This is a genomic window from Pseudomonas izuensis, assembly GCF_002356535.2.
In the GTDB taxonomy this organism is placed as follows: domain Bacteria; phylum Pseudomonadota; class Gammaproteobacteria; order Pseudomonadales; family Pseudomonadaceae; genus Aquipseudomonas; species Aquipseudomonas izuensis.
On record NZ_AP017423.2, the window covers coordinates 2260743 to 2275733 of the forward strand.

Annotated in this window: 17 protein-coding genes; 7 read left to right on the forward strand and 10 right to left on the reverse strand. The window is 61.0% G+C overall.

Translation table 11 applies throughout. The features are described 5' to 3' along the window. Positions 1-7 precede the first annotated feature (7 nt). Genes LAB08_RS10215 through LAB08_RS10225 form a run of 3 tightly spaced genes read right to left on the reverse strand, consistent with a single transcriptional unit; the run spans position 8 to position 2167 of the window. A complete protein-coding gene (locus tag LAB08_RS10215) occupies positions 8-952 on the reverse strand; it encodes a phosphatidate cytidylyltransferase (protein WP_096512329.1) in 945 nt (314 codons plus the stop codon). Then, positions 949-1548 (reverse strand): lysophospholipid acyltransferase family protein, encoded by a 600-nt coding sequence (locus LAB08_RS10220; RefSeq protein WP_096512328.1) that lies wholly within the window; start codon positions 1546-1548, stop codon positions 949-951. The genes LAB08_RS10215 and LAB08_RS10220 overlap by 4 nt, the downstream gene beginning before the upstream one ends. Next, positions 1535-2167 carry a CDP-alcohol phosphatidyltransferase family protein gene (locus LAB08_RS10225; RefSeq protein WP_096512327.1) on the reverse strand — a complete coding sequence of 211 codons (633 nt, stop codon included), beginning with the start codon at positions 2165-2167 and terminating at the stop codon, positions 1535-1537. The genes LAB08_RS10220 and LAB08_RS10225 overlap by 14 nt, the downstream gene beginning before the upstream one ends. 379 nt (positions 2168-2546) lie before the next feature. Between LAB08_RS10225 and LAB08_RS10230 the strand changes: the two genes are divergently transcribed. Next, complete coding sequence (locus LAB08_RS10230) at positions 2547-4172, forward strand: methyl-accepting chemotaxis protein (RefSeq protein WP_096512326.1); 1626 nt, start codon at positions 2547-2549, stop codon at positions 4170-4172. 127 nt (positions 4173-4299) lie between these two features. Here LAB08_RS10230 and LAB08_RS10235 read toward each other — a convergent pair whose 3' ends face one another. Together LAB08_RS10235 and LAB08_RS10240 are read right to left on the reverse strand one after the other, a co-directional pair. Further along, on the reverse strand, positions 4300-5610 hold the full coding sequence (locus tag LAB08_RS10235) for an ATP-binding protein (protein ID WP_096512325.1): 1311 nt from the start codon (positions 5608-5610) through the stop codon (positions 4300-4302). Then, the gene (locus LAB08_RS10240; RefSeq protein ID WP_096512324.1) at positions 5607-6347 is read right to left on the reverse strand and encodes a response regulator; all 741 of its coding nucleotides are present in this window, start codon (positions 6345-6347) and stop codon (positions 5607-5609) included. Before LAB08_RS10240 ends, LAB08_RS10235 begins: the two co-directional genes overlap by 4 nt. A gap of 295 nt (positions 6348-6642) precedes the next feature. Here LAB08_RS10240 and LAB08_RS10245 point away from each other — a divergent pair, with 295 nt between their 5' ends. The 3 genes from LAB08_RS10245 to LAB08_RS10255 all read left to right on the forward strand — a co-directional run bounded on the left by LAB08_RS10245 (position 6643) and on the right by LAB08_RS10255 (position 8553). Continuing rightward, on the forward strand, positions 6643-6906 hold the full coding sequence (locus LAB08_RS10245; protein ID WP_096512323.1) for a DUF2790 domain-containing protein: 264 nt from the start codon (positions 6643-6645) through the stop codon (positions 6904-6906). Between the two features lie 49 nt (positions 6907-6955). After that, positions 6956-7168 carry a hypothetical protein gene (locus LAB08_RS10250; protein WP_096512322.1) on the forward strand — a complete coding sequence of 71 codons (213 nt, stop codon included), beginning with the start codon at positions 6956-6958 and terminating at the stop codon, positions 7166-7168. A 170-nt stretch (positions 7169-7338) separates the two neighbouring features. Further along, positions 7339-8553 carry a cytochrome c biogenesis protein DipZ gene (locus LAB08_RS10255; protein WP_096512321.1) on the forward strand — a complete coding sequence of 405 codons (1215 nt, stop codon included), beginning with the start codon at positions 7339-7341 and terminating at the stop codon, positions 8551-8553. Positions 8554-8676: 123 nt separating this feature from the next. Here LAB08_RS10255 and LAB08_RS10260 read toward each other — a convergent pair whose 3' ends face one another. After that, the gene (locus LAB08_RS10260; protein ID WP_096512320.1) at positions 8677-9642 is read right to left on the reverse strand and encodes an AraC family transcriptional regulator; all 966 of its coding nucleotides are present in this window, start codon (positions 9640-9642) and stop codon (positions 8677-8679) included. 190 nt (positions 9643-9832) lie between these two features. On the opposite strand from LAB08_RS10260, the gene LAB08_RS10265 reads away from it, so the two are divergent. Both LAB08_RS10265 and LAB08_RS10270 read left to right on the forward strand, forming a co-directional pair. Continuing rightward, positions 9833-10102, forward strand: a complete 270-nt coding sequence (locus LAB08_RS10265) for a DUF4242 domain-containing protein (protein ID WP_096512319.1) — start codon at positions 9833-9835, stop codon at positions 10100-10102. Between the two features lie 37 nt (positions 10103-10139). Continuing rightward, positions 10140-10952 carry a class I SAM-dependent methyltransferase gene (locus LAB08_RS10270; RefSeq protein ID WP_096512318.1) on the forward strand — a complete coding sequence of 271 codons (813 nt, stop codon included), beginning with the start codon at positions 10140-10142 and terminating at the stop codon, positions 10950-10952. Positions 10953-11086: 134 nt separating this feature from the next. Here LAB08_RS10270 and LAB08_RS10275 read toward each other — a convergent pair whose 3' ends face one another. The 3 genes from LAB08_RS10275 to pcsA form a co-directional block, all read right to left on the reverse strand. Beyond that, positions 11087-12013 carry a universal stress protein gene (locus LAB08_RS10275; RefSeq protein ID WP_096512317.1) on the reverse strand — a complete coding sequence of 309 codons (927 nt, stop codon included), beginning with the start codon at positions 12011-12013 and terminating at the stop codon, positions 11087-11089. A gap of 232 nt (positions 12014-12245) precedes the next feature. Then, entirely contained in the window at positions 12246-12632 is a 387-nt protein-coding gene (locus tag LAB08_RS10280; RefSeq protein WP_096512315.1) for a DUF488 domain-containing protein, read from the reverse strand. A gap of 4 nt (positions 12633-12636) precedes the next feature. Beyond that, positions 12637-13359, reverse strand: a complete 723-nt coding sequence (gene pcsA / locus LAB08_RS10285) for a phosphatidylcholine synthase (RefSeq protein ID WP_096512314.1) — start codon at positions 13357-13359, stop codon at positions 12637-12639. A 264-nt stretch (positions 13360-13623) separates the two neighbouring features. Between pcsA and LAB08_RS10290 the strand changes: the two genes are divergently transcribed. Continuing rightward, positions 13624-14367 carry a tellurite resistance TerB family protein gene (locus tag LAB08_RS10290; protein WP_096512313.1) on the forward strand — a complete coding sequence of 248 codons (744 nt, stop codon included), beginning with the start codon at positions 13624-13626 and terminating at the stop codon, positions 14365-14367. A 110-nt stretch (positions 14368-14477) separates the two neighbouring features. Here the strand turns inward: LAB08_RS10290 and LAB08_RS10295 are convergent, their stop codons facing one another. Continuing rightward, on the reverse strand, positions 14478-14918 hold the full coding sequence (locus LAB08_RS10295) for a cupin domain-containing protein (protein ID WP_096512312.1): 441 nt from the start codon (positions 14916-14918) through the stop codon (positions 14478-14480). Positions 14919-14991 lie beyond the last annotated feature (73 nt).

Consider the following 14991-nt stretch of genomic DNA (forward strand, 5'->3'; position numbering starts at 1 on the left):
CGTCAATTCAAGTGGAGAAAAAATACCGCGTCAGGTGAAAGAAAATTGGCGCGGCAAAACAAATCGAGTCCATTCGGTCGAGCATGCCGCCGTGCCCCTTGATCATCGTGCCCCAGTCCTTGGCGCTCAGGCTGCGCTTGATCGCCGACATGACCAGGCCCCCGAGAAAGCCCATCACCACGATCACCAAAGACATCACCAATGACTGCCAGAAACTGAACGGCGTCATCCAGAACATGCAGCCACCGATCAACGTGGCGGACAGCCCGCCCCCCACCAGGCCTTCCACGGTTTTCGACGGGCTCACCAAGGGCGCGACCTTGTGCTTGCCGAACAGCTTGCCGAAGACGTACTGCAACACATCACTCATCTGCACGACGAACACCAGGTAGAACAGCAGCAACGCGTTCTGCCCGGTGAAGCCGCGCAGATCCAGCAGCAGCAGGGCGGGCGCGTGGCTGATGCAGTAGATGCAGATCATCACGCCCCACTGGATCTTCGAGGTTCTTTCCAGAAAGGCATCGGTGTCCTGGCTCAACACCGCAATCGCCGGCAGCAGCAGGAAGGCATACACCGGTATCAATAAGGTGAACATCGAGTACCAATGGGTACCGATCAGCAGATACTGCAGGGGTATCAGGATGAAGAACGCCGAAAACAGCGCGTTGTGATCGCCCAGCGTGGTGGGCGTCAAGGTGATGAATTCCCTGAGGGCGAACAGGGAAATGAAACCGAACAGCACCACCGTCGCATTCGGTCCCAGCCACCAGGACACGAAAAAGATGATGACCATTCCCCACCAGGCGTTCACCCGCTGGTTGAGGTTTTCGATGGTGGCGATCGAGCTTTCGGTCGTGGCCCGTTTGGCCAGCACCCGACCGACCATTGACGCTACTGCCAACAGGCAGGCGATGGCGGCAAAGAACCACAGGAATTTTTGCTCAAGACTCATTTCGACAGCCTCACGATGGCGTCACGCGCCCGCTCCAGGAACACCTGTTTGTCCTCGCCCTCAATCCTTTGCAGCGGATTGCCGATGCGGATCGTGCAGAGAATCGGCAGCGGGACGTGCTTGCCCTTGGGCATGGAACGATGGAGGTTTTCCAGGTAGATGGGCACCAGGTCGACATCGGGAAAGGACTCGCCCAGGCGATACAGTCCGGATTTGAATGCCCCTGGCAGGGCCTGGGTCGAGCGCGTGCCTTCGGGGAAAATGATGATCGAATAACCGGCCCGCACCACATCGAAAATCGGCTCCAGTACATTGGTCCCCGGCGCCGGATTGCGCTCGATCAGGACCGCGTTGAGCCCTTGTTGGGAGATGTACGAGAGAAACCGGTTCTTGCCCCAGTAGTCGGCGGCGGCGACCGGCTTCACATTGACCCGGGCTTCAGGGGGCAGGGCTGCGATGATTGCCAGGGTGTCCATGTGGCTGGTGTGGTTGGCGTAGTAAATGCGTTGCCGGCTCAGGTCCGGCGGGCCTTCCCAGCGGGCGGTGACGCCGATCAGCAATCGAAGCACCGCGATCAGGGCATTACTGATCCACATGGCCGGACTCCTTCAGTTGCCGGGCGATCGCCAGGGTTCGGGTGACGCAGGTTGCAGCGGCGCCGATGGCGATGACGATCAGTGTCAACAACAGCAGATAGTGCGTGCCGTACACGTGGGCCTCGATGGCGTTCAGTAACAGCCCCGCGGTCATCAACGCCATCCGGTGCTGCTTGGCCATCGGCCCCATGAAGCTCTGTTTCAGGCCGATCGAACCACCGAACACCCGGACATACGCCGTCAATGCAGCGGCAAGGGCGGCAAACCAGCCAAGGCCCGGCTGCGCGACGGCATAGCCGAGCCCCACGATCAGCAGGCTGTCGGCGATACGGTCGGGGAATTCGTTATAGAGGCTGCCGATGTCCGATTGCTTGCCGCCCTCGATGGCCACCATGCCGTCGAAGAGATTGCACAGCAGGCGCAATTGAATACCGACGGCGCAGCAGATCGAGCCGATCACACCGTTGTCGATACTCAGCGCAATCGCGCCCGCCAGCGCAAAGAACACGCTGGCGACGGAGATCTGGTTGGGTGAAATGTCGCGTTTGACCAGCAGGTCTGTGATGCGTTTGGCCCAGCCCGCAGAGCGCGCCTTGATCGGCCTTCTGTTGTCATCCATTTATCGGTATTCCATTGCCGGGTTTCAGTAAGCGTATATGCAAAAAGCGGCTTATCAGGTTTTAAATCCGCCGGGTGCAATGCTAGCAATGGAAAAAACAGATTGATGCCAGACGCTTCCTACAAGGCACTGGCGCGTGATGTTCCGGCAGACGAATCTGTACGCTCGTCCCATCTGTTGCATCCATGAAACGCCTGTAAGTCGTTGAAATTTATTTACTCGATCCCCGCAAAAAAATTCAAGACTGGCCGATACAACTCACAGGCGCGCACAAACCAATTACAACAGTGGCGCCAGACTGAAAAACTGTGTGCCCACGCCAGCCTTTCAGTGATCTCGGCAAGGATGCTCGTCGCCTCAACCATCCGAGAATCATCCTATGTCTCTGCGTAACCTGAACATCGCGCCTAGAGCTTTTCTGGGGTTTGCCTTTATTGCCCTGTTGGTCATCGTGCTGGGGGTGTTTGCCGTCAATCGCATGTCGATCATCCGCCAGGCATCAATCGATATGGGCTCGACGCAACTGCCCAGTGTCGGCTTTCTTGGCAACATGACGGAAAACGTCCTGCGCATGCGCATTCTTTCGTTCCGCATCCTGGTCAACCGTGAGCCGGCCGCATTGCAGGAGGCGCAGGCTCGTATCACCGTCCTGAACAATAATCTGCGCAATGCCCAGGCAAGCTACGCCGCTTTGCCCGCCCAGCCGGAAGAAGCCGCGCTGTACAAGACATTCACCGCCACCCTCGACAACTACATGCAGGCCCAGAGCCAGATGATGGAGCTGTCGAGCCAGAACAAGCTCGATGAAATGCGCAGCCTGATCAACTCGCGAATCAAGGACGGTACCGATCAGATGGGTGAGCAACTCAATAAACTGGTTGCGCTCAATACCGCTTATTCAAAGGCTGCGCTGACAGAGTCGGGCGAGCAATACAACACCGCTGTCACCGGCATCATCGTCGTGGCGGTGATGGCCGCGGTGATGACCGTATTGTTGGCCTTGTTGCTGACTCGCAGCATTGTTACACCGCTGAACCGGGCGTTGCTGGCGGCACAAACCATCGCCGATGGTAATTTGAGCAAAGTCATCGAGGTCGATGGCCAGGACGAGCCGGCGCGGTTGCTCGGTGCTTTGTCGAACATGCAGGCCAGCCTTCGCAAAACCATCGAACAGATCGCCGGTTCCGCCTCGCAACTGGGTGCCGCCGCCGAAGAACTCAGCGCGGTGACCCAGGACGCCTCCCGGGGTCTGCAACAACAGAACAACGAGATTGAACAGGCTGCCACTGCCGTCAACGAAATGACTGCCGCCGTCGAAGAAGTGGCGCGCAATGCGGTATCGACGTCCGAAGCGTCGAACCAGTCGACCCAGGCCGCCCGCGAAGGCCGTGATCGTGTGGTGGAAACCGTCGACGCGATCCAGACCATGACCCACGACGTGCACAATACCTCGCTGATGATCGAAGGCCTGGCAGCCCAGGGGCGCGACATTGGCAAGGTGTTGGACGTGATCCGCGCCATCGCCGAGCAAACCAACCTGCTGGCGTTGAACGCTGCGATCGAAGCCGCCCGTGCCGGTGAAGCCGGACGCGGTTTTGCCGTGGTCGCCGATGAGGTGAGGGCGCTGGCCCACCGTACGGCACAATCGACCCAGGAAATCGAGAAGATGGTCGCCGGCATTCAGAACGGTACCGGTGAAGCTGTCGCGTCGATGCAGCAAAGCAATCAACGCACCCAGAGCACCCTGGAATTGGCCCGCGCCGCCGGCGTGGCCCTGGAGCAGATCACCCAGTCGATCCACCTGATCAACGAGCGTAACCTGGTGATCGCCAGTGCATCGGAGGAACAGGCCCAGGTGTCCCGTGAAGTCGACCGCAACCTGGTGAACATTCGCGACCTCGCCAGTCAATCTGCGGCCGGTGCCAACCAGACCAGCGTTGCCAGCCATGAATTGTCGGGGCTGGCGGTGAATCTGAATGGGTTGGTGGCACGGTTCGTTATTTAGTGGCGGGACTTGCTTAACCGCCACCGTCCCCAGTGGAGCGAGCCTGCTTGCGAAGGCGCAGTGTCAGACAGCAAAAATGTTGACTGTGCTGGCCTCTTCGCGAGCAGGCTCGCTCCCACCGTTTCCTTTATCCGTGCAATTTGAGCTCGGCGCACAACCCGCCACCCTCGCGATTGCTCAAGGTCAGCGATCCCCCGATCGCCAACGCCAGTTGCTGCGCAATCGCCAGGCCCAGACCGGTGCCGCCGGTACTGCGGTTACGCGAATTCTCCACGCGGTAGAACGGCTCCATGACCAGGGCCAGTTCCTCTTCGGCAATGCCCGGACCACGGTCCATGACTTTCACCGACACGCTGCCATCGGCCTTTTTCTCTACGAGCAACTCCGCCGCACCGGCGAATTTCAGCGCATTATCCGTCAGGTTCACCAGCACCCGCCGCAACGCATGGGGGCGGGTGTCGATAACGGTGGTGCTTTTGCCGCTCAGCTGAACTTCCTTGCCCATGTCCTGATAATCGAACACCAGGCTGTCGAGGAACGAGTCCAGGTCGGTACGGCGACTTTCTTCGGTGGCGCCATGGACGCTGCGGGCATAGGCCACGCCTTCGCGCACCAGGTGTTCCATCTCGCCCAGGTCGTTCCACAGTTTGTCCTTCTCCACGGAATCATCCATGAATTCGGCGCGCAGTTTCATCCGGGTGATTGGCGTTTGCAGGTCGTGGGAGATTGCCGCCAGCAATTGCATGCGTTCTTTCAGGTAGGCCGCGATGCGTGCCTGCATGGCATTGAAGGCCTTGGCCGCGTGGGCCACTTCGGTCGGGCCTTTTTCGTCCAGCAACACCGGGTGGGTGTTGGGGTCGAGGGTGTCCACGGCTTCGGCGAGGCGGGTGAGGGGGCGGATGGCGATGCGCACGGCCAGCCAGGTGCAGGCGATCATCAAAGCCAGTTGCCCGAGCAACACAAAGGGCAGCCAGGGCGACAGCGGCTGCATCGAAGGTCGCACATCGATGGTCACCGGGCTGCCGTCCGACAGTTTCAGGTGGACCTGAAAGCGTTTTTGCGGACCGGGAATGTCGGTCACGGTCATCGGGTAATCCATGCCGATGGCGTCCTTGATAGAGCTCACCGCAATAGGCGCTTCGGGCATGTCCATGTCCATGGAGGTGCCCGGCGAGCCGTCATCCAGCAGATAGCGATAATTGCGCCGGTCCAGTTGTTTGAGCCAACCGGCACGTTCCTCGACAGGCAAGCGGTCAAGAATGGCGATGGACGTCGAGACGTCGGTTTCCAGGTTCCCGAGCATGGTGTTCTTCGCGCTTTCGTAACGCTCGTAGTACTGCGCACCAAAGGACAGTGCCTGGGCCAGGATCAGGCCGATCAGGAAGATCAGTGACAACCGCGAAGCCAGGGTGCGGGGCCAGTGCATCGAGAGGCTCATGCTGGCGCCCCCACGATTTCCACTGGCAGGGAGAACACGTAGCCCTCGCTGCGCACGGTCTTGATGTAGGCCGGTTCGCGGGCATCGTCCAGCAGGCGCTGGCGCAGGCGGCTCACCAGCAGGTCGATGGAGCGATCGAACAGGTCGGCGTCGCGGCCCTGGGTCAGGTTGAGCAACTGATCGCGATTGAGCACCCGCTGCGGATGATCGAGGAACACCCGCAGCAAACGGTATTCGGCACCGCTGAGGGCGACCATGGTGCCGTCGCCGTCGAGCAGGTGCCGGGCGGATGTGTCCAGCTGCCAGCGTCCGAAGGCCAGCAGCCGACTGCTCTCGGTCACCACCAGGTTCGGTGGCAGCATCCGCGTGCGACGCAGGACGGCATTGATGCGGGCCAGCAGTTCACGGGCGGCGAATGGCTTGACCAGGTAATCGTCAGCGCCCATTTCCAGGCCGATGATGCGGTCGGTTTCATCGTTGCGCGCGGTGAGCATCAGCACCGGAGTGGCCTTGTGTTTGCCGGCGCGCAGTTCGCGGCAGAGCATCAGGCCATCGTCGCCCGGCATCATGATGTCCAGCACGATCAGGTCCACCGGGGTGGACTCGAGGAAGGTGCGCATTTGCCGGCCATCCGCCACGACCGTGGTGCGCAAGCCGTTCTTCTTAAGGTAGTTGCCCACCAGTTCCCGGATCTCGCGGTCATCGTCAACGATGAGAATGTGATCGACGTGTTCCATGGGGACTTGCCTCTATCAACGGGGGATGTCGCACAGTCTATCGAGCCTTGGCTCGCTCGCCCGCAGGCGTTTGTATTGCAGTGTATCTGGCTTCCCGGGGGATACACACAGACGCAAAAACGCGTTTTTTCAGGGGGTTTGTATCTCTCTGTATCCCGGCCCGGTTCTGATACGTACCGATTTACACGCGCCAGTTCCCGACACATACGGGATACCTCACGCGCTTTTAATAGGTTCCATCGAGGCAAACCCAAATCGCCTCGGCCCAACTTGTTAAAACCTTGAGGAAACCGCCATGAACACCAAAGCCATCTACGCCGCCTGCCTGTTTGCCGCTCTGAACATCTGCACCTTGTCGGCCCGTGCCGAAGCCGATGTCAGCGCCAAAACCTACACCTACGGCACGCAACTGGACATCAAGAAAGTGGTGTCGCTGAAACAGGACGCTTCGCCTTCCTGCGGTGTGGTCGATGCGCAGCTGACCTACCTGGACTCCCACAACAAAACCCAGGTCCTGGACTACCGCAAGATTTCTGACAGCTGCAACGCGGACAACTGAGTCCAGCGATCACCCATTGCCCATCCCATTTGAAGCGAGGAACAACACCATGAACAACGTCAGCCGATTCTTGACCGCCATTGCTTTCTCCGTCGCCGGTGCGGCAGCCCATGCCAATGCCGCTGTCGAACAAAGCGCTTGCGGCAGCAGCACCTGTTTCCAACTGGCGCCGGTGGCGAAGCAGAGCGCCGATGCCCTCCTGGCGGAGAACGGGTCCAGCCGTACGTCCCAAGGCAAATGGCTGGATGAACAAAGCGCCTGAGTTCCGAACACGGTTCTATCGACACCCACAATCCACTGTGGGAGCGAGCCTGCTCGCGAAGGCTGAGTGTCAGTCGACATCGATGTGACAGTCAGACCGCTTTCGCGAGCAGGCTCGCTCCCACAGGGGTTGTCTGGTGAATGCCTCCCAACAGTTTCAAAGGTGATCCCATGTTTCTCATCGCTTTCCTGGGCGGCATATTGACCGTCCTCAGCCCCTGCATCCTCCCGGTCGTGCCGTTCCTGTTCGCCGGTGCCGACCGCAAGCGCTCATCGATCCTGCTCACCCTCGGCGGCATGGTCCTGACGTTTGCCCTGGTCTCCAGCCTGGCCGTGGTCAGCAGCGAGTGGGTGATAAAAGCCAGCAACGCCGGCCGGCATGTGGCCCTGATCGTGATGGTGCTGTTTGCCCTGTCGCTGATTTCCGCCCGGGTCGGCGACTGGCTGGCACATCCTTTCGTCCGGCTGGGCAATCGCCTCGACCCGAACAGCCGCAAGGTCTCTGGTCCGCTGGGTTCGCTGATGATCGGCGTCGCCACCGGCCTGCTCTGGGCGCCGTGTGCCGGACCGATCCTCGGGGTGATCCTCACCAGTGCCATGCTGCAAGGCGCAAACGCCGGCACCAGTCTGTTGCTGGTGGCCTACGGTCTGGGCAGTGCGCTGTCCCTGGGCATCCTGATCTTCGCTGGCCGCGGCCTGGTCAATCGCTTGAAACCGTCGATTCCGGTGACGGGCTGGCTGCGTCGTGGCGCCGGTGTCGCGGTGCTGGCCGGTGCGGCCGTGATTGCCACCGGTGCCGACAACGTGCTGCTGGCCAACACGTCCTCGGAAGGTGTCGGCAAGGTCGAGAAAGGCGTGCTGGAAACCGTGCCGAAAGTGGTCGATTACTTCGTCAGCAAGGTCAAGGCCGAGTCCATGGACAACGCCCAGGGCGCCATGCCGTCGCTGTCCGGCGCCGTGGAATGGCTCAACTCGCCGGCACTGACCAATCAATCGCTCAAAGGCAAAGTGGTGCTGGTGGACTTCTGGACCTTCGACTGCATCAACTGCAAGCACACCCTGCCTTACGTGAAGGACTGGGCAAAGAAATACGAGAAGGATGGCCTGGTGGTGATCGGCGTGCACACCCCTGAATACGGGTTTGAACGCATCATCGACAACGTCAGGGACAAGGTGAAGGAATACGGCATCACCTACCCGGTGGCGATCGATAACAACTACGCCATCTGGCGCAACTTCGACAACCAGTACTGGCCCGCACACTACATCATCGACGCCAAGGGCCAGGTGCGTTACACCCACTTCGGCGAAGGGAGTTATGACACTCAGGAGCAGGTGATCCAGCAGTTGCTGGAGGAGGCGAAGGCTGGCGCTCCAGCCGCGTAAACCCGCAACACGACACGCTATGTAGGAGCTGGCTTGCCAGCGAAAGCGGAGTGCCAGCCAATATTGATGTGACTGACACTGCGTCTTCGCTGGCAAGCCAGCTCCTACAGGTCGAGGTGAGGCTTAATGCGTGGACGCCGCCTGGGTACGCCGCCACGCCGCCGGCGGTGTTCCATACTCGCGCCGAAAGGCCCGACTGAACGCCGTGTCGGTCTGATAGCCCACTTCTTCGGCAATGCGGATCAGGGAACTGTTGCTGCTGCGTAACAGATTGGCCGCCAGCAGCATCCGCCATTGCGTCAGGTACTGCATCGGCGAAACCCCCACCAATTGTTGAAAGCGCTCGGCCAACACGGACCTGGAAGTGCCGGCAGTGCGCGCCAGTTCATCCAGCGTCCAGCTGTGGCAGGGCTTTTTGTGCAAGGCATTGAGGGCGGCGCCGACGATCCGGTCGCTCACACCCGCCAGCCAGCCGGTGCGGCCCTTGCCGTGCTCGTGCATGTACAGGCGCAGCACCTCGATGAACAACACCTCGGCCAGTTTCGCCAGCACACCTTCGCCGCCAGGCCTGGGCGAGCGAGCTTCGGCAAGGGCGTAATGCACGGAAGATTCCAGCCAGATACCCGCGGCCGAGCCACGCACGTTGACCCGTACCACCGCTGGCAATCCCGTCAGCAACATACCCGCCAAACGTGTATCGCAGGCCAGGTAGCCACACACCAGACGGGTCACTGCGCCGCCACCGCCATAGCTCAACTGTCGTGGCCGCCGCGCCAGGACTTTGTCCAGCCGCGCCCCGCTGGCCGGGGTCAAGCCGGGGCAGGAGCTCATGCGATGGGCATCGCCCTGGGGAAACACCACGACATCGCCGGCGGTCAGCAGCAGCGGTGGGTCGTCCCCCAGTTCAACGTAACACTCGCCCTCGGTGATCAAGTGAAAGATCACCACCCGTTCGGCGTTCGGTTCCAGAAACGGTGCGGCAGTGTCGGCACTCGGTGATTGGTAACACCAGGGCGCGGTGAACCTGGCGTTGATGAAAATGGCGCCGACCAGACGGACGACGCGAAGGGTCTGAGACAGGGCGTCCATAGCGTTTTCCCGTGAAGGGACTGAGGGTGGTGAGCCTGATTGTGCCCCCCTGGCAGCGAAGCATGAAACCTCCGGACGATCGGACAGGGTTGGCCGACGATCGGGCAGGACGCCGCCGCGCGCCAGAGCGATAGTTTGCTTGCAGGGTCACTGCCGGCCCTGTCTTCCAGAACAAGAATGAGAGGTTGCCATGCCCAAGTTCGTTATTGAACGTGAGATACCCGGTGCTGGAACACTGTCAGAAAGGGATTTGAAGGCCGCTTCGCAAAAGTCCTGCAGGACCTTGCGCGAGTTGCCGGAGGTGCAGTGGCTGCAGAGTTATGTCACCGGTGACAAGCTGTACTGCGTGTACATCGCGCCGAGCGAAGAGCAGATCAAGGAGCACGCCAGGCAGAGCGGTTTCCCGGCCAATCGCATTTCCCAAGTCACGGCGATCATCGATCCGACCACGGCAGAATAAGCCGAGCTGTGTTCCAACCCGAATCGGAGCGGAATTCATGAGTACACCCATTGATCTTGTTGCCCTGAAAAACCGTCAAATGGCCGCCTGGGCCAGTGGCGATTACGCCGTGATCGGCACCACCCTGCAGATCGTCGGCGAACAACTGGCCGAGGCCTGCGACCTGCTGTGCGATGAGCAGGTGCTGGATGTCGCTGCCGGCAATGGTAACGCGACACTGGCCGCTGCACGCCGGGGCTGCCTTGTCACCTCGACCGACTATGTGGCGGCGCTGCTCGAACGCGGTGAAGACCGCGCGAGGGCTGAACGCCTGAACGTCATATTTCAAGTGGCCGATGCCGAAGCGCTGCCCTTTGAGGATGCCAGTTTTGATGCCGTGCTTTCGACTTTCGGCGTGATGTTTACGCCGGACCAGCCCAAGGCGGCCGCGGAGCTGGCGCGGGTCTGTCGGCCGGGAGGGCGGATCGGCCTGGCCAACTGGACCCCGGAAGGTTTCGTCGGCCAGATGTTCAAGACCCTGGGCAAGCACATGCCGCCACCTCCCGGTGCGCAACCGCCGTCACAGTGGGGCACCGAAGCCTGGTTGCACACCCACTTCGACGAGCGCAACTTCCTGGTCCAGGTGGCGCGCAAGACCTTCACCTTCCGCTATCGCAACGCCGGGCATTTCATCGACACGTTCCGCAGTTGGTACGGGCCGCTGCACAAGGCGTTCGCGGCGCTGCCGGCGGACGGCGCCAAGGCCCTGGAAAATGACCTGACCGAACTGCTCAACCGCTCGAACCGGGCGGGGGATCGGTCGCTGGTGGTGCCCAGTGAATACCTGGAGGTGGTGATCACACGGCGCTAACCTGACAACACAGAGTCCCCTTGTGGGAGCGAGCCTGCTCGCGAAGACGGTCTATCAGTCAGAGATGATGTGACTGACACGCTGCCTTCGCGAGCAGGCTCGCTCCCACAGGGGCGGTGTCTGGTCCAGCCTTGTTATTCATCCAGCCGCTCGGTGTACACCACCCAGACACTGCAGGGCATTTTGTACAGCAGGTGCTCCACCGTGCTGCCGATCATCCGCCCCATGCCGCGATGGCCGAGGCGACCCATGACGATCACGTCGATGTCATAGGCATCGGCATAGCGGGTCAGGACCCTGGCCGGGTTGCCCATGATCATGTGTCGCTGTGCCTGGGCGATGCCATTGCGTTCGGCCAGTTCGTTGAAGGCTTCCAGTTGATCGTCATACAGGGTCTTGTGCTTGGTCGAGGAGAAAAATGCCGAGCCGTTGTCGAAACCGAATTCGTCCGAACTGATGGACGAAAGGTCATAGGCGTAGACCACATCGAGCTCGGCATTGCAGGCACTGGCCAGTTTCGAGGCTTCGTGCAGGATGCGGTCATTGAAGCTTTTGTAGTGGTCATCGCGATGGAAGGGGTCGACCGCCGCAACCACCTTGCGGGGCAGGGCATTGATCGCGTGGCTGACGAAGTGTAAAGGCACCGGACACTCGCGCAGCAGATGCACATCCAGCGGGGTGAAGATCAGCCGCGACAGCAGCGATTGGTGCTCCAGCGCCTTGATCAGCACGTCCATCGGCTGTTCCTTGAGATGGATCAGAATCTCCTCCAGCGGGTTGTCCACCCACGCCACCTCGGTGGTGATGTGCACGCCGATTTTGCGCAGGGGCCGGGCCTGGTCCTCGAGCCACTGGCGGTGGCGATCGACGTAGCCCAGGCGCATCTGTTCCAGCGCCGTTTCGTTGACAATGCCGGCGGTGGCCAGACCTTCCAGATAATCGAACGCCACGATGTGCAGCGCCGCGTCTTCAGCCCTGGCCAGCGCCGCCGCCCGGTCGAAGGCGGGGCTGTGTTCCATCAGCGGCGAAGCTACCAGCATGAAGCGTGATTGCTCGGACATGACAAACCTCCCGGGGGGCGTTCGGCCTGGCTTCAACCTCTGAATATTTACCATGATCGGCGCCTGGCGCCTGCGGGGGGCGATCATCGGCACTTATGTCATGTACACAAAGCCCCTGTGGGAGCGAGCCTGCTCGCGAAGAGGCCATCACATTCAATATGTTCTTTGACTGACACACCGCCTTCGCGAGCAGGCTCGCTCCTACAGGGGATATTTGGTGTGTTTGAGTGAGTTAAATAACCTCCGCGCCCCGCGCCTCCAGCAACTCGCGCAATATCGACCGATGACAATGGGCTTCTTCCTCGCAATAGCAGCCCACGGCCAGGGAGGTGTGGTGGGAGAGGGCAGCCAGCAGGTCCAGCATCTGGCTGGCCGCCGGCTGCTTCATTTCCGCCTTGAACTTGCGTACGAACACAGTCCAGGCCTTGGCATCCTGAGCTGCCAGTGCTTCAGCAACCAGCTCCGCGCTGGGCGACAGCAGCGGCTGCCACACATCGTAGAAGTCCCGCGTGGCGAACTCGGCTTTCGGTACGCCACGGGGTGGGCGGCGCACCGTGCCCAGGCGCAAGCCTTCGTGGGGTTGGCGCAGTGAGCCCAGGCGCACGATATGGATAGGCATGGCGTTACTTAAGCCGCGATCCGTCGAACCACTCCAGCGCGGTGCGCCAGAAGCAGATGCCCAGGAAGTAAGCCGACATCAGCAACCACAGCCCCATGACCAGCGGGTTGATCACCGGGTGGTTGATCACCAGCGACAAGCTGCACAGCAACCAGATGGCCGTGACGGCAATGTTGATCGGCATGAAACGGCGCACACGGAACGGGTGCAAAAATTTCATCCGGGTCAGTGTCAGCAGGGCCAGGCCGATCACCGTCAGGAAGGTGATCCACGGCGACGGCGCGATGATGTACAGGCACAGGGCAACCACATTCCACGCGGCGGGAAAGCCCTGGAAGTAGTTGTCCTTGCTTTTCATATTGACGTTGCAGAAGCAGAACAGCGACGACACCAGGATCAGCGACACGGTCAGCAGCAGCGTGTAGTCCGGCAACGGAATATAGCGATAGATGAACAGCGCCGGGATGAATACATACGTCAGGTAGTCGATGACCAGGTCGAGGATCGAGCCGTCGAAGCTCGGCAGCACCGACTGCACATTGACCTTGCGCGCCAACGCGCCGTCCAGTCCGTCCACGATCAAGGCCACGCCCAGCCACAGCAGGCAATGGGTCGGTTGGTTATCGAGCAGGGCGAGGGTTGCAAGGAAAGCGGTGACCACACCGGTAGCGGTAAAACCATGGGCTCCCCACGCTTTGAGCCTGGCGATGTGTAGAGTCGAAATCACGGGGGCGTTCTCCAGAAAGTGAAGCAAGCCAGTCATCGTCCTCAGCATCGAGGGCGGCGGCAAACCGGGTCGGGTTGCAGGTATCGACCGGGTATCCGGGAATAAGGTTCACCACCTATGAATCTTAGCTGCGCCGCCAAAAAATACCCCGCAAATATCCACAACACTGTGCCGGGGGGCACGTCGGCCAAACGGTGGTAGCACATTTACCGGCGAGGACTATTGTTGTCTGTCTGGATCACTTCCCTCGATGAGGATGCCGTCATGAACACCAGCGATCTGCTTGAACAGTTACTGCGGGGCGGCCAGGGTGCCATGCCGCGACAGGACGGCGGTGGCGCGTCGGGTGGGCTCGGCGACCTGGGTGGACTGCTCGGCGGCCTGATGGGCGGCGGCGGAGGGGGGGGCAGTGCCGGCGGCGGTGGATTGGGCGGCCTGGGCGGATTGCTCGGTGGTCTGCTGGGCGGTGGCTCGCCGATGGGCGGTTCGCCGCAAGCGCGTTTGGGTAGTGGCACCAATTATGCCGCGCTCGCTTCACTGGGAATGATGGCGTTCCAGGCGTATCAGGCCTGGCAGCGCAGCCAGGCCGCGCAGCCGCAGCAGGCGCCGCAACAGGCGCCACGTACGGTGGATCTGTTGGCCGGACCGGAAGTCGAGGAGCACAGCCATGCAATCCTGCGGGCACTGATCGCGGCGGCCAAGGCCGATGGCCGTATCGACCCGGCCGAGAAGCAGATGATCAGCACCGAAATCGGCCGTCATACCGACGATCCGCAATTGCAGCAGTGGCTCGACGATGAAGTCGCCAAGCCGCTCGACCCTGCCGAGGTGGCGCAATCGGCCACCGATCCCGGCATGGCCGCCGAGATGTACCTGGCCAGCGTGATGCTGGTGGACGATCAGCAGGATGCCGAGCGCAACTATCTGGATGAGCTGGCAGCGGCGCTGAATATTGATCCGGATTTGCAGGTGCATCTGGAGCAGCAGGCGAGGGGCGGGACTGCCTGAAGTTTAAGTCGGCTGTCAGTCCGCTATCGCGGGCAAGCCCGCTCCCACAGGTACCCATGGCGCCACAGATCCTGTGGGAGCGGGCTTGCCCGCGATGAACGATAACGCGGTCAACCTGCTGGTTTCGGCACCAGGAAGGTAACTCCATATCGCTCGGCCACCTCGAATATCTTCGGCAAGTCCTCAGGCACCTTGAACCGGTCCATGGCCGCAAAGAACTGCCCGCCGCGTGGATCGGAGACCACGCCGATCATCTTCGCAGTGCTACTGATGTTCTTGTAGGCATGAATCGTTCCGGCAGGAATATGCACGTAACCTCCCGCCGGGACGGTGGTGGATTTGCCTTCGACAGTCACTTCGACCTCGCCTTCCACCACGTAAAACGCCTCGTCCCACGGATGGAAGTGCGGTGGCGGGCCGCCACCTTGCACGCCCACCTGAATGTGCATTTCAAAGGGTTTGCTCAGATCCCCGCCGGCCAGGACCGTGATCGCTTCGCCAACGACGTTGTAGGGTGGCGGGGGGGCTTCGATGACGTGAGTGGTGCGCATGACTGCTCTCCGGGGATGAAGCGGCACCCGCTGATTGTAGGCCCTTGAGCAGCCGCCGGACGCCACGCCACCG

Bases quoted from the DNA above. Each gene is read 5' to 3' on its own strand.
- LAB08_RS10225 (WP_096512327.1), bottom strand. From the start codon at position 2,167: ATGGATGACAACAGAAGGCCGATCAAGGCGCGCTCTGCGGGCTGGGCC.
- LAB08_RS10245 (WP_096512323.1), top strand. From the start codon at position 6,643: ATGAACACCAAAGCCATCTACGCCGCCTGCCTGTTTGCCGCTCTGAAC.
- LAB08_RS10280 (WP_096512315.1), bottom strand. From the start codon at position 12,632: ATGCCTATCCATATCGTGCGCCTGGGCTCACTGCGCCAACCCCACGAA.
- LAB08_RS10270 (WP_096512318.1), top strand. From the start codon at position 10,140: ATGAGTACACCCATTGATCTTGTTGCCCTGAAAAACCGTCAAATGGCC.
- LAB08_RS10290 (WP_096512313.1), top strand. From the start codon at position 13,624: ATGAACACCAGCGATCTGCTTGAACAGTTACTGCGGGGCGGCCAGGGT.
- LAB08_RS10260 (WP_096512320.1), bottom strand. From the start codon at position 9,642: ATGGACGCCCTGTCTCAGACCCTTCGCGTCGTCCGTCTGGTCGGCGCC.
- LAB08_RS10255 (WP_096512321.1), top strand. From the start codon at position 7,339: ATGTTTCTCATCGCTTTCCTGGGCGGCATATTGACCGTCCTCAGCCCC.
- LAB08_RS10275 (WP_096512317.1), bottom strand. From the start codon at position 12,013: ATGTCCGAGCAATCACGCTTCATGCTGGTAGCTTCGCCGCTGATGGAA.
- LAB08_RS10240 (WP_096512324.1), bottom strand. From the start codon at position 6,347: ATGGAACACGTCGATCACATTCTCATCGTTGACGATGACCGCGAGATC.
- LAB08_RS10250 (WP_096512322.1), top strand. From the start codon at position 6,956: ATGAACAACGTCAGCCGATTCTTGACCGCCATTGCTTTCTCCGTCGCC.
- LAB08_RS10295 (WP_096512312.1), bottom strand. From the start codon at position 14,918: ATGCGCACCACTCACGTCATCGAAGCCCCCCCGCCACCCTACAACGTC.
- LAB08_RS10235 (WP_096512325.1), bottom strand. From the start codon at position 5,610: ATGAGCCTCTCGATGCACTGGCCCCGCACCCTGGCTTCGCGGTTGTCA.
- LAB08_RS10215 (WP_096512329.1), bottom strand. From the start codon at position 952: ATGAGTCTTGAGCAAAAATTCCTGTGGTTCTTTGCCGCCATCGCCTGC.
- LAB08_RS10220 (WP_096512328.1), bottom strand. From the start codon at position 1,548: ATGTGGATCAGTAATGCCCTGATCGCGGTGCTTCGATTGCTGATCGGC.
- LAB08_RS10230 (WP_096512326.1), top strand. From the start codon at position 2,547: ATGTCTCTGCGTAACCTGAACATCGCGCCTAGAGCTTTTCTGGGGTTT.
- LAB08_RS10265 (WP_096512319.1), top strand. From the start codon at position 9,833: ATGCCCAAGTTCGTTATTGAACGTGAGATACCCGGTGCTGGAACACTG.